This is a genomic window from Streptomyces sp. NPDC056479, assembly GCF_042795335.1.
GTDB lineage: Bacteria > Actinomycetota > Actinomycetes > Streptomycetales > Streptomycetaceae > Streptomyces.
In genome coordinates this window covers 194,871-207,736 of sequence record NZ_JBHTRZ010000011.1, presented here as the reverse complement: position 1 = coordinate 207,736, position 12,866 = coordinate 194,871, and the positions used below count along the sequence as shown (strand labels likewise).

10 protein-coding genes are annotated in these 12,866 nt (G+C 70.6%); 6 read left to right on the top strand and 4 right to left on the bottom strand.

What is annotated here, in order from left to right; genetic code table 11:
* Window positions 1-25: 25 nt before the first annotated feature.
* The 6 genes from ACFQ6S_RS36660 to ACFQ6S_RS36635 all read left to right on the top strand — a co-directional run bounded on the left by ACFQ6S_RS36660 (window position 26) and on the right by ACFQ6S_RS36635 (window position 5,327).
* Window positions 26-604 carry a helix-turn-helix domain-containing protein gene (locus tag ACFQ6S_RS36660; protein WP_383419353.1) on the top strand — a complete coding sequence of 193 codons (579 nt, stop codon included), beginning with the start codon at window positions 26-28 and terminating at the stop codon, window positions 602-604.
* Window positions 605-693: 89 nt separating this feature from the next.
* Window positions 694-1,671 carry an NADPH:quinone oxidoreductase family protein gene (locus ACFQ6S_RS36655; protein ID WP_383419351.1) on the top strand — a complete coding sequence of 326 codons (978 nt, stop codon included), beginning with the start codon at window positions 694-696 and terminating at the stop codon, window positions 1,669-1,671.
* Window positions 1,668-2,885, top strand: coding sequence for an acyl-CoA dehydrogenase family protein (locus tag ACFQ6S_RS36650; protein WP_383419349.1), 1,218 nt, complete (start codon window positions 1,668-1,670; stop codon window positions 2,883-2,885). The genes ACFQ6S_RS36655 and ACFQ6S_RS36650 overlap by 4 nt, the downstream gene beginning before the upstream one ends.
* The gene (locus ACFQ6S_RS36645) at window positions 2,882-3,958 is read left to right on the top strand and encodes an acyl-CoA dehydrogenase family protein (protein WP_383419348.1); all 1,077 of its coding nucleotides are present in this window, start codon (window positions 2,882-2,884) and stop codon (window positions 3,956-3,958) included. Before ACFQ6S_RS36650 ends, ACFQ6S_RS36645 begins: the two co-directional genes overlap by 4 nt.
* 186 nt (window positions 3,959-4,144) lie before the next feature.
* Window positions 4,145-5,008 (top strand): phosphatidylinositol-specific phospholipase C/glycerophosphodiester phosphodiesterase family protein, encoded by an 864-nt coding sequence (locus tag ACFQ6S_RS36640; protein WP_383419346.1) that lies wholly within the window; start codon window positions 4,145-4,147, stop codon window positions 5,006-5,008.
* A 124-nt stretch (window positions 5,009-5,132) separates the two neighbouring features.
* On the top strand, window positions 5,133-5,327 hold the full coding sequence (locus tag ACFQ6S_RS36635; RefSeq protein WP_383419344.1) for a hypothetical protein: 195 nt from the start codon (window positions 5,133-5,135) through the stop codon (window positions 5,325-5,327).
* A 27-nt stretch (window positions 5,328-5,354) separates the two neighbouring features.
* Here the strand turns inward: ACFQ6S_RS36635 and ACFQ6S_RS36630 are convergent, their stop codons facing one another.
* The 4 genes from ACFQ6S_RS36630 to ACFQ6S_RS36615 all read right to left on the bottom strand — a co-directional run bounded on the left by ACFQ6S_RS36630 (window position 5,355) and on the right by ACFQ6S_RS36615 (window position 12,852).
* Window positions 5,355-6,590 (bottom strand): phosphodiester glycosidase family protein, encoded by a 1,236-nt coding sequence (locus ACFQ6S_RS36630; RefSeq protein ID WP_383419342.1) that lies wholly within the window; start codon window positions 6,588-6,590, stop codon window positions 5,355-5,357.
* A gap of 75 nt (window positions 6,591-6,665) precedes the next feature.
* The gene (locus ACFQ6S_RS36625; protein WP_383419340.1) at window positions 6,666-7,025 is read right to left on the bottom strand and encodes a DUF779 domain-containing protein; all 360 of its coding nucleotides are present in this window, start codon (window positions 7,023-7,025) and stop codon (window positions 6,666-6,668) included.
* A gap of 68 nt (window positions 7,026-7,093) precedes the next feature.
* Window positions 7,094-12,070, bottom strand: coding sequence for a family 43 glycosylhydrolase (locus ACFQ6S_RS36620; protein WP_383419339.1), 4,977 nt, complete (start codon window positions 12,068-12,070; stop codon window positions 7,094-7,096).
* 149 nt (window positions 12,071-12,219) lie between these two features.
* Window positions 12,220-12,852: a DedA family protein gene (locus ACFQ6S_RS36615; RefSeq protein ID WP_383419337.1), complete on the bottom strand. Its 633-nt coding sequence runs from the start codon at window positions 12,850-12,852 to the stop codon at window positions 12,220-12,222.
* Window positions 12,853-12,866 lie beyond the last annotated feature (14 nt).

Sequence of the window (12,866 nt, the reverse complement as noted above, 5' to 3'; positions counted from 1 at the left end):
TCTTTGCCGAAACTGCAATACGGGCATGAGTACCGACGACGACGTTCTCGCGGGCGTGGGCCCGAGGCTGCGCCAGATGCGGAAGGAGCGCGAGGTGACCCTCACCTCGCTGTCGGAGGCCACCGGAATCTCGGTGAGCACGCTCTCCCGACTGGAGTCCGGCCTGCGCAAACCCAGCCTAGAACTGCTGCTGCCGATCGCGCGGGCCCACCAGGTGCCGCTGGACGAGCTGGTCGGCAATCCCGTCGTCGGCGATCCGAGGGTGCGTGCCACCAAGCCGATCGAGCACTACGGCCGCAAGCACTGGCCGCTCACCCGCCAGCCCGGCGGTCTCCAGGCCTTCAAGGTGCTCGAACCCCAGCGCACGCTCGAACCCGAGCCGCGCACGCACGAGGGCTACGAGTGGCTGTACGTCCTGTCGGGCAGACTGCGGCTGGTGCTCGGTGACCACGACGTGGTGCTCACGGCGGGAGAGGCCGCCGAGTTCGACACACGGGTGCCGCACTGGTTCGGATCGACGGGGGAGGGGCCGGTGGAGTTCCTCAGTCTGTTCGGGCCGCAGGGGGAGCGGATGCATGTGCGGGCGCGACCCAAGAAGTCGTGACGCACGTGACTGTTCCCTGATCGGCAAGCGACCGCTTAGTATGCGAAGCGACCCCGGTCAGACGAAGCAGTCCCCCGTGGAGGCACCGCATGCAGGCATGGCAAGTGCACGAGAACGGCGAGCCGAGCGAGGTGATGCGCCTCGAGGACGTCGAGACGCCCACGCCCGGCGACGGCCAGGTCCTGCTGAAGGTGCGCGCCGCGAACATCAACTTCCCGGACGCGCTGCTCTGCCGGGGTCACTACCAGGTCCGGCCGCCGCTGCCGTTCACGCCGGGCGTGGAGATCTGCGGCGAGACCGCGGACGGGCGCCGCGTGCTCGCCAACCCGGCGCTGCCCTACGGCGGCTTCGCCGAGTACGCCGTCGCGGACGCCGCCGCCGTCCTGCCCGCGCCCGAGGCGCTGGACGACGCCGAGGCCGCCGCCCTGCACATCGGCTACCAGACCGGCTGGTTCGGCCTGCACCGCCGGGCCGGGCTGGAGGCCGGCGAGACGCTGCTGGTCCACGCTGCCGCTGGAGGGGTCGGCAGCGCGGCCGTGCAGCTCGGGAAGGCGGCCGGGGCGAGGGTCATCGGTGTCGTGGGCGGCGCCGACAAGGCCGCCGTGGCAAGGGAGTTGGGCTGCGACGTCGTCATCGACCGACGCGCCGAGGACGTCATCGGCGCCGTCAAGGAGGCCACCGGCGGCCGGGGCGCCGACGTCATCTACGACCCCGTCGGCGGCGAGGCCTACGCCCAGTCCGCCAAGGTCGTCGCCTTCGAGGGCCGGATCGTGGTCGTCGGCTTCGCGAGCGGCAGTATCCCCAGCCCGGCACTCAACCACGCCCTGGTGAAGAACTACTCGATCCTCGGCCTGCACTGGGGCCTGTACAACACCAAGAACCCGAAGCTGGTCCAGCACTGCCACGAGCAGCTCACCGAACTGGCCGCCCGGGGCGCCATCAAGCCGCTGGTGAGCGAACGCGTACCGATGGGCGGGGCCGCGGCCGCCGTGCAGCGGGTCGCCGACGGCGTCACCACGGGCCGCGTCGCCGTGATCCCGGGGCTCACCGAAGGAGGAGCGGCATGATCGACGCCACCGAACTGCGCCGCCGCACGGCGGAATTGCTGGCCGCGCATCCGCCGGCCACGACCGAGCGCCTGGACTTCCTGCGCGCCCGCTTCGACGCCGGACTGGCCTGGGTGCACTACCCCGAGGGCCTCGGCGGACTCGGCGTGCCCCGCTCCCTCCAGGTCGTCGTCGACGCCGAGCTGGAGGCCGCGGGCGCCCCCGACAACGACCCGCGACGCATCGGCATCGGCCTCGGCATGGCCGCGCCGACGATCCTCAAGTACGGCACCGAGGAGCAGAAGCAGCGATATCTGCGGCCCCTGTGGACCGGCGAGGAGGTCTGGTGCCAGCTCTTCAGTGAGCCCGGCGCCGGGTCAGACCTCGCGGCGCTCGGTACGCGTGCGGTGCGGGAAGGTGGGGGCCCCTCCCGCTCGAGCGAAGTCGAGAGTGGGGGAGACTGGGTCGTCAACGGGCAGAAGGTGTGGACGTCCAGCGCCCACATCGCCCGCTGGGCCATCCTCATCGCCCGCACCGACCCGGGAGTGCCCAAGCATGCGGGCATCACCTACTTCCTCTGCGACATGACCGACCCCGGCGTCGAGGTCCGTCCGCTACGCCAGATCACCGGCGAGGCCGAGTTCAACGAGGTCTTCCTGACCGACGTCCGCATCCCGGAGTCGCGGCGCCTCGGCGAGATCGGCGAGGGCTGGAGGGTCGCGCAGACGACGCTGAACAACGAACGCGTCGCCATCGGCGGCATGCGGCTGCCCCGCGAGGGCGGCATGATCGGCCCGATCGCCAGGACCTGGCGCGAGCGGCCCGAGCTGCGCACCCACGATCTGCACCAGCGGCTGCTGAAGCTGTGGGTGGAGACCGAGGTCTCCCGCCTCACCGCCGAGCGGCTGCGCCAGCAGCTCGTGGCGGGCCAGCCCGGCCCCGAGGGCGCCGGCATGAAGCTCGCCTTCGCCCGCCTCAACCAGGAGATCAGCGGCCTGGAGGTGGAACTGCGCGGCGAGGAGGGCCTGTTGTACGACGACTGGACCATGCGCCGCCCCGAGCTGGTGGACTTCGTCGGCCGCGACGCCGGCTACCGCTATCTCCGCTCCAAGGGCAACAGCATCGAGGGCGGGACCAGCGAGGTCCTGCTGAACATCGTCGCCGAGCGCGTCCTGGGCCTGCCGTCCGAGCCGCGCACCGACAAGGACGTCGCCTGGAAGGATCTGGCCCGATGACCGACCTGCTGTACTCGGAGGAGGAAGAGGCGCTGCGGGCGGCCGTACGGGACCTGCTCGCCGACCACTGCGACGCGCCCGGCGTCATCGCACGCACCGAGTCGGACGCCCCGCACGACCTCGCGGCCTGGAAGGCGCTCGCCGACGGTATGGGTCTGGCGGGGCTCCTGGTCCCGGAGGCGCAGGGCGGCCAGGGGGCCACGCACCGCGAAGTGGCCGTCGTACTGGAGGAGTTGGGGCGCGCGGTCGCTCCCGTGCCCTATCTGACGAGCGCCGTCGTGGCCACCGAGGCACTGCTCGGCTGCGAGACCGACGGGGGCCTGCTCGCCGAGCTGGCGTCCGGGCGGAAGATCGGCGCCCTCGCCGTCGCCCTGAATGTCGCACCCGACGGCGCCTACAAGGCCGTACGGCATGAGAACGGCGCCCTGCACGGGGAGTTGACCGCCGTCGCGGACGGGGCCGTCGCCGATGTGCTGCTCGTGCCCGCGGACGACGGCGGTCTGTACGCGGTGGAGGCCGACGCCGTGACCGTCACCCCGCAGTCGTCCCTCGATCTGACCCGGCCGGTCGCGACGGTCACCCTGGACGGTGCGCCCGGCCGGCTGCTGGGCGACGCCGAGCCCGCCGTACGACGCGCCCTGCGCGCCGGCGCCGGACTGCTGGCCTCCGAGCAACTCGGGCTCGCCGACTGGACGTTGACCGAGACGGTCCGCTATCTGAAGGACCGCAAGCAGTTCAACCGTCCCGTCGGCGGCTTCCAGGCCCTCAAGCACCGGCTCGCCCAGCTGTGGCTGGAGGTCGTCAACCTGCGCGCGGCCGCCCGGGGTGCCGCCGACGCGCTCGCGACGGGCGAGGACGTCGAGGTGGCGGTCGCGGTCGCCCAGGCCTACGCGGCGCCCGTCGCCGTACACGCGGCGGAGGAGGCCCTGCAGTTGCACGGTGGTCTCGGGATGACCTGGGAGCACCCGGTGCATCTGTATCTGAAGCGGGCCAAGGCCGACTCGATCGCCTACGGCACCGCCGGTGCCCACCGTGAGGCACTGGCCGAACTCGTCGACCTCCGGGCTCCCTGACGTACACCTGAGCGAACCACACGAAAAGCCCGCCCCACCTGGGGGCGGGCTTTTCGTGTGCGCTGCGCGGAGGAAGTGAACGAAGGACGGCAGTCCGGCCAACTCACCGCTCAGGCACTGCTGTTCGGGCCCTTCGGAATCGCATACTCACTGCGGTTCCATCCGGCCCTATCAGGGAGGCAGAGCATGGCCCTCACCACCCGTCGCAGAGCCCTCACCACCCTCGGCGCAGCCCTCGCGGGCACGGTCGCCCTGCCCGCCACCGGTGCGCTGGCCGGCGAACAGAAGCACCGTCCGCGTCCGCTGTGGCGGGCGCACGCCCACAACGACTACGAGCACCCGCGGCCCCTCTTCGACGCCCTCGACCACCGCTTCGGCAGCCTCGAAGCGGACATCTACCTGGTCGGCGACCAGCTCCTGGTCGCCCACGACCCCGAGGACCTCGACCCCGAGCGCACCCTTGAGTCCCTCTATCTCGACCCGCTGGCCGCGCGTGTCCGGGCCAACCACGGCTGCGTCTACCGGGGTCACCGGGGTTCGCTTCAGCTGCTCATCGACATCAAGACCGAGGGCTCCTCGACCTACCTCGAACTCGACGAGCACCTGCGCCGCTACAAGCACCTGTTCACGACGTACGCCCACGGCCGGGTGTTCCCGGGCCCCGTCACCGCCGTCATCTCCGGCGACCGCGCCGCGCGTACCCCGATGGAGGCCCAGACCGTCCGTCGCGCCTTCTACGACGGCCGTCTCAGCGACCTCGGCACCTCCGCGCCCGCCTCCTTCGTCCCGCTCATCAGCGACAACTGGACGCTTAACTTCACCTGGCTCGGCGTGGGCGCCTTCCCGGACGCCGAGCGGCAGAAGCTCCGCGGCATCGTGCGGGCGGCGCACTCGCGTGGACAGAAGGTGCGGTTCTGGGCCACCCCCGACATCGCGGGTCCCGCCCGGGACGCCCTGTGGGGCGAGTTGCTCGCCGCCGACGTCGACTACCTCAACACCGACGACCTCGCCGGTCTGGAGGCCTTCCTCGACGCCCATCGGACGGTCTAGCGACACCACGGAGGACACCACTCGTTCGGAGTACAGGTCAGCCGCACGGACGAACCCTCCGCTACGCCACACTTACGGCCGAACGCCGTGAACCGGGCAAGAGGCGTGGCGGAGGAGACTGACGATGGCCATTTCCATCTCTGTGGTGCTGCTGCTGTTCGTCCTGGCGGTGATCTTCGTGCGCAACGGCGGGCTGAAGATCACCCACGCGCTGGTGTGCCTGCTGCTCGGCTTCTATCTGGCCAGCACGAGCATGGCGCCCACCATCAACAGCGGGCTGACGGCCACGGCCGACATCGTGAGCGGCCTCAGACCGTGACCGTCAGGATCGACGCGAGGGCGTCCGTCAGGGGGCCGAGAAGACCCCGATGCCGTTGGGAACGGGGCGTTCCCGCCCGTCGGACGGATGGTTCCGTACGGACACCGTCGCCGCCCCCGGCTCACGGGCGACGAGCGTCGACGAGCCGCCGCCGTCCAGGCTGAAGGCGTCGGCCGAACCCAGATCACGCATCACCGAGGCCACCTCCGCGATGGTCAGGCCGGTGCGGTACTCCGGCGCGCCGTCCAGCGCGAGCAGCACCAGGCGCCGGCCGCCGTCCGCGATGCCGACGGCGGTGCGCACGGCCGAGGCCCGGTCGTCCAGGCCGGGCAGCGGCTGACCGTCGTCGAGCACCGGGTAGCCGCCGAGCGCGAAGCGGTACGGGATCCGCGACGACGCCGCCACCAGCCGGTGCCGTACCGACACCGCCTCGCCCGCGAAGAACTTCCGCAACTGCTGGGCACCGGCCTCGCGGCCCACCAGGACGGTGGTGCCCTCGGCGATGGGGCCGCTGCCCGGGGTGTCGGCGGTAGACACGACCTTGCCGTCCCGGACCGCCACCTCATAGGTGTCGGTGCTGCACGGAGCCGCCCGGTCCGTGTCCGTGCCGCAGGTCGCGCGCACCCGGGAGACGCTGCCCCACTTGGAGGTGAACGCCCCGATGGAGCCCACCGGCAGCGCGTACTGGTTGAGCCCGCCCAGCGGCAGGCTGCCCTCGGGCGTGGCGATCGAGCCGTCGAGGCTCAGCCCGTCCAGCCGGGCCCGGCGGTCGGTCCCCACACCGAACACGTCCTCGGTGCTCGTGCCGGGCGGCAGCGCGGGCCCGAAGCGCTGGCCGTTCGGGACCGCCGCCTTCAGCGCCAGGCCGCTCGCGATCACCGGTCCCACGCTCGAGCCGGTGGCCGCGACACCGGGGTGCTGGGTCTCGCTGATGTTGAAGAAGTCGCCGTTCACGCCGGCCACCGCGCCCTGTGCGGTGGCCTGCTGGGAGACGGTGGCCCGGGCCGCCGACGCTCCCGGGTACAGCAGATCGAGATGTACGCGCGGATTGCGCAGGTCGACGGTGAGGACGTGGGCGTGTGCCGTGCCCTTCGCCGCCGGGATGTCGAACTCGTCGTAGGCGACACCCGGCGCGAGCGGAGTGCCCTGCGCGGCGCCGGCCGGTGCCGCCCCCGCCAGGGCAGCGCCGGCCAGCGCGCCGAATGCCGTGAGCAGCGTGGCCGCCGCTCTCGCTGCCGCGAACCGTTTCTGACGAACAGTCACGTCTCTCCCTGAGGTCTCGTCAAATGTCCCAGGACTCAGGGAAAGTGCACCAGACGGCGATGGCCAGCCGGGTTTCTAGGTGCCGACGACGCGAGAACGGATGAGGAAACGCACTCCCTCGGGTGCCTCCAGCGAGAATCCGCTGCCCCGTCCCTCGACCACGTCGACGATCAGCCGGGTGTGGCTCCACGCCTCGTACTGGTTGCGCGACATCCAGAACGTCACCGGCTCCGCCACGCCCTCGACCTGCAGCTCGGCGAGCAGCACGTCCGAGCCGCCGGTCCGGAACTCGCCCGCCGGATAGCACATCGGCGCGCTGCCGTCACAGCAGCCACCGGACTGGTGGAACATCAGCGGGCCGTGCGCCGCGCGCAGTCGGCGCAGCAGGTCGGCGGCCGCGAGGGTCAGCTCGACGCGCGGGGTCTCCTCATACATGGCAGCAAGGGCAGCACAGGCAACGTTGCGAGAGGGTTGCACCAGCCGCGGCGCACGCGGCGGCGCTTCTAGCGCCGGCCGCCGCCGACGGTGATGAAGCCCGCGGTCCGTGCGCCGGTGACGTTGTCGTGGACCACGTCACCGGTGGACTTCTTCCAGATCCTGATACGGAAGGTGTCCGGGGCGTCGGTGGCGGTGACGCGGAAGCCGTAGCCACCGCTGCCATTGACCTTGCCGGAGCCCTGGTACACCGCCCGGGACCCGCTCACCACCAGCCAGTCGGAGCCGGTGGACCGGAACTTCAGCCCGGCCCGAGCGAAGTCGAAGTCGACCTTCCCGGTCGGGACGGTGGCTCCCTTCGGGTAGGCGACGGCGAACGAGAAGACCGCCTTGCCGGTCAGTCCGGGCCTGGCGGGGTAGGCCCCGGCCGGCGAGGTGATCACGCCCGTGCCCAGCGCGGGGCCGGCGGCGCGGTCGTAGACGATCAGCTCGGGGAGGGTGGTGCTGTCCGAGGCGTCGTCGTTGTCGGTGACGGTGACCACCGGGCGGTGGATGCCGGCCCCGGCGTAGGTGTGCTCGGCTCGGCAGGTCGAGCCCTCCACCTTGCCCGCCGTCGGATCCGTGCCGTCCTTCCAGTCGACCCGGCAGGTGTGCCGGTCGCCGACGTCCGCGTCCCGGAACCCGGCCGTGACGGTGACCCGGTGACCGGCCGGGACGGGGGACGTCGGTCCGGTCGAGGAGACGACCGTCGGAGCGCGGTTGACGATCGGGTCGATGCCCGTCAGCGTCGGGACGACCTTCTTGATCAGCCCTTCGGAGTCGAACTCCAGCTTGTCGACGGTCGTTTCACGGTGGGTGCCGTCACCGCCCGGTACGGCGAACCGGTGGTAGGCGATGTACCACTCGTCCGTCTTCGGGACATGCACCACCGAGTGGTGGCCGGGGCCCTTGATGCCGAGGGAGAGGTCCTTCTCCAGGATCACTCCGTGCCTGGTCCAGGGGCCGGTGGGGGAGGGGCCGGTGGCGTACGCGACACGGTAGTTCTCGTCCCGGGTGTCGTTCTCCGACCACATGAAGTAGTACGTGCCCTTGCGCTTGACGACGAAGGAGCCCTCGTTGTAGCCGTTCGGGGTGATCTCCTCGGCCTTCGAGGTGTCGATGGACGTCATGTCGGCGTTCAGGGGCGCGACGTACGCATGCCCGTTGCCCCAGTACAGATACGACTGCCCGTCGTCGTCGGTGAAGACCGCAGGGTCGATCATCTGGCCGCTGAACTGCCCGGCCTTGAGCAGCGGTTGGCCGAGCGCGTCCTTGAACGGACCCGTCGGCGAGTCGGACACCGCGACCCCGATGTTGGCGTCGGCGCAGAAGTAGAAGTAGTACTTCCCGTCCTTCTCGGCGATCGTCGGCGCCCAGGCCCTGCCGTCCGCCCAGGAGACGTCCGGACCGAGGTCGAGGATGACGCCGTGGTCCTTCCAGTGGACCAGGTCGGTGGAGGAGTACGCCTTGAACTGCGTACCGCTCCAGCCCTCGAAGCCGTCGGTCGTCGGATACAGGTAGTAGGTGTCGCCGAAGCGGACGATGTTCGGGTCGGCGTTGAGCCCCGGCAGTACCGGGCTCTTCATGACGAGTGCCGAGACCGTCCAGCTGCGCTTCCTGCCGTCGGAGCCCGTGACCTCGTACGTCACCGGCTTGCTGAAGTCCTGGACGCTGCCCGAGGCCGGGCTGATCGCCGCACCGTGCGCGAGGGTGAACTCCGGGGCGAGGGCGGTGAGATCGGTGCCCTCCCGCATCGGCAGGGTGACCCTGCTGCCCGCGTTGTCGATGAGCGCGTCGACCTTGAGCGCCGGGTGCGTCGCCTTCGCGATGCCCGCGGTGTTGCCGCTGAGCTCCATGACCTCGGCGGCGGTCAGGGCCCGGTCGTAGACGCGGAAGTCGTCGACCTCGCCGCCGAAGTACGGATCGGCGGCGTAGAGGGATCTGCCGATGTAGCCGCTGTGGTCCTTGCTCGCGTCGTACAGCTCGGACGGCTTGATGGTGGTCGTCGTGCGGGCCGCTTCGACGCCGTCCGCATAGAGGACCATCGTGCCCGTCGAACCGTCGAGGGTGACGGTGACGTGCCGCCACTCGCCGGGCGTGAGCCGTGAGCCCGCCGTCAGCTTCGACTCCGCCGACCAACTCGCCTTCGTGATCGCCGAGTACAGGCTGGAGCCGCCGTTGGAGGGGGTGGCGAAGAGGTACTTGTCGCTGTCGGGCCCGAGGCCGAACAGCCACTGGAAGTTGTCCCCGCCCTTCCACTTGGCGTACGTCGAGACGGTGACGCTGTCGGCGTCCTTCAGCACGCCGTTCGGGATCTTCACATATGGCGAGTTCGAGTCGCCGGACATCTTGAACGAGCCGCCCTCGACACCGGTGCCGAAGTCGGGCGTACGGACGTAGGTGCCGTGGTGGCCGTGACCGCTGGAGTCGCGGGCGATGCTGCCGCCGGTCTCGTCGAATCCGTAGTGCAGGAGCAGGTCGGCGGGGACGCCTGGGCCCGCCTCCGACACGGTGACCTCGGCGCGGACCGGGATCGCGGCGCCGTCGGGCAGGCTGCCCGTCACGGTGAAGGCGCCGGGCTGCGCGTACTTCGACTCCGGGACGTCCTCCCAGGTCACCGCGACGGGACGCTTCACACCGTCGGCGTATGTGGCGATCACGGTGGCCGGCAGAACGGGCGCCCGGCCGATGCCGGTCTGCACGGAGACGTCCTCGACGCCCTCCACCAGCTGGTCCGGCTGATAGGCGCGCAGCAGGCGGTCGTACTCGGCCTGGGTGACCGGGAGCACCGTGCCGTGGCGGGGCCTGGCCGGGAGGTCGTAGCCGGTGGACGGGGTCCAGACGCCGGAGGCGAGGTCGGTCGTCTCGAAGGGGATGTAGCCTCGGCCGCCGAACTCGTCCAGGAAGGCGTACCACTTGTCCTCGGTGTTCGACTTGAACACCAGCGGCCCCTCGGCGGCACTCATCGCGCCCTTGCCGATGCCCTCGGCGACGGCGTCCCAGGAGAGGTTGAGGAGGGAGTCGCTCTTCTCCTCGAAGATGAACTTGCTGTTGGGCGTGGAGGAGGAGTTGTTCCGCTCGTCCTTGGAGAGGCGGAAGTAGGTCCCGTCGTGCCGGATCACCGTGGAGTCGATGACCGAGTAGCCGCGGTCGATCCAGACCTTGGGCTCGCTGAAGGTGTAGAAGTCGCGGGTGGTCGCGTACATCATGCGGTTGTACGTGTCGCCCGAGTGCGCCTCGTTGTCGTACAGCTTCGACGCCCAGAAGACGACGTACTCACCGCGCCGGGCGTCGTAGAACGCCTCCGGCGCCCAGGTGTTGCCCGCGCTGTCCGGTGAGACCTCGACGAGGCGCTGGTTCGTCCAGTGGACGAGGTCGGTGGACTCCCACACCATGATGGACTTGCTGCCGGTGCGCTGGGCGGCGTCCCAGTCGCCGTTGCCGTAGATCCTGAGGTCGGTGGCGATCTGGTAGAACTTGTCGCCCTCCGGGGAGCGGATGATGAACGGGTCGCGCAGGCCCTTCTCGCCCAGCGTGGAGGTCAGGACGGGCTTGCCGTCGTTCAACTCCCGCCAGTGCAGCGGGTCGTCGCCCTTGCTCAGCGCGGCGTAGAGCTGTTCGCCGTCGGCCGTGCCCTCGCCGGTGAAGTAGCTGAACATGTAGCCCTTGAGGGCCGCTTGCTTCGCCAGCTCGGGCACCTTCGCGGTGAGGACGCGGGTCGTCCTCGCCTCGCCCTTGGTGACGGTGGCGGTCAGTTCGACGGTGGTGGCGCCGGTGCCGTGGGCCGGGCGGTGGACCAGGCCGTCGGAGGTGATGACGTCCGGCTGCGCGGAGGTCCAGGTGACGTCGGTGCCGTGGCCGCCTCGTGCGGGGAGCGTCAGATTGCCGCGTACGTCGTCGAGATTGCGCACGGTGAGGGCCGCGGCGGCCTGTTCGGTGGCGGTCCGGTCGTCGAAGTCGGGGAGCACGGTGACATCGAAGACCTTGGTGTCCGTCACGGTTCCCTTCTTCAGGGTCGCCGTGAGCGTGGCGTGGGCGTCGGGCTGACCGGCGGCGGGGCGGTTCACCTTGCCGGAGTCGGACAAGGCGGCCGGGTTGTCACTGGCCCAGCCGATCACGGAGCCGCCGGCCGTGCCGGTTCTCGGGAGGTCCAGGTCTGCGACGACGGCACCGGTGTCGCCGAGGCTCAGCGCGGCCTTGTCCTCGGCGACGCCCTGGGTGGCGACGGGGAGGGCGAGCTGCTCCACCTCGGTGGCGGCGAGGGCGCGGTCGTAGACCCGGAAGTCACGGATGCGGCCCTTGAAGAGCTTGTCGCCGGAGTAGACCGACCTGCCTATGTAGTTGGCGGTGGTGGTGCCGGAACCGATGGCGCCCGCAGTGATGCCGACGGCGGTGTTGCGGCCGACCTCGACGCCGTCCTCGTACAGGACACCCGTGGTGCCGGTCTGGGTGTAGGTGAGGTGCTTCCAGACCGAGCGGGTCAGGTTGTGGGAGTCGGCGGGCTTGGTGGTCTGCTCGGTCGACCAGTTGCCGCTCGCGACCGACGTCCGCAGGGAGTTGCCGGTGGTGAAGAGGTAGCCGTTGCCGTTGCCGCCGCTCGAGTTGCCGAAGCCGTAGACGAAGTACGGCGTGCTCTGGGCGGCGTCGACCATCACGTCCAGCGAGACGGAGATCGAGTCCATGCCCTTCATCACGTCGTTCGGCACCTTGAGGTAGGTGTCGGAGCCGTTGAAGGCGAGACCCTGACCGGTGCCCGACCAGTCGGCGGTGCCGTTCACCGAGGCGTCCAGGCCGTGGCCGGAGGCGTCGGTCACGGTGTCTCCGGAGGCGGTGTCGAGCTTGTACCAGAGGGCGAGTCCGTCGGTGACGTCCGCCGCCTCGGCCGTTTCGGCGGCCTGCGCGGGAAGGGCGGGGGTCAGTCCCAGTAACAGCGACGCGGCGGTGAGCCCGGCGAGTCGGCCCGCCAGGCGTCTCGCGCGGACACGGACACGTGCGATGTACGGCATGTCGAGTTCCCTGCTGAGGCATGGCGGGGCCTCGGCCATGGGCACCCTGCCGTTTCGGCTGTGTGACGTCGTGTGGCGAGAGTTTCAATCGGGGTGTGGTGGGGCGTCAAGGGTTTTCGAACAATGTCCGACCAGTCGAACGAGGTTGTTCAGCGGTCGCGCTTCGCCCGGCGGGCCTCCGTCAGCAGGGGGAGCAGCGGCAGCAGGGAGATCACGACGACGATGCCGACCATCGGCAGCAGATAGTCGTCGATGTCGGGGACGGACTCCCCGAGGGCGTATCCGGCCAGGACGAGACTCTGTGACCAGAGCAGCCCGCCGACGATCTGCCAGAGGGTGAAGGTCCGCGCGGGCACGCCGAGCGCCCCGGCCGCCGGGTGCAGGACGGTCCGCACCATCGGGATGAAACGGCCGATCACCAGGGCCTTGCCGTAGCCGTAGCGCGCGAGGAGTTTCTCCGCCCGCGCCGCCGTGTCGCGGACGCGCCGTCTGGAGGTGCGGGCGAGCAGGGGCCGGCCGCCGTGCCGGCCGATCAGATACCCGACCTGGCCGCCGGCCACGGCGCCCACGGCCGCGCAGAGCAGCACCTGCCACAGGACCAGTGGGGCCGCCTGCTCGGCGCTCGCCGCGCACAGCACACCGGCCGGGAGAAGCAGGGTGTCGCCCGGCAGGAAGAAGCCGACGACGAGCAGGCCGGACTCCGCGAAGATCACCACGAGGACACCGATGGCCCCGAACGTCGCCAGCACCGAGTCGCTGTCCATCGGGTTGACGGCGATCATCACCCTCACCTCCC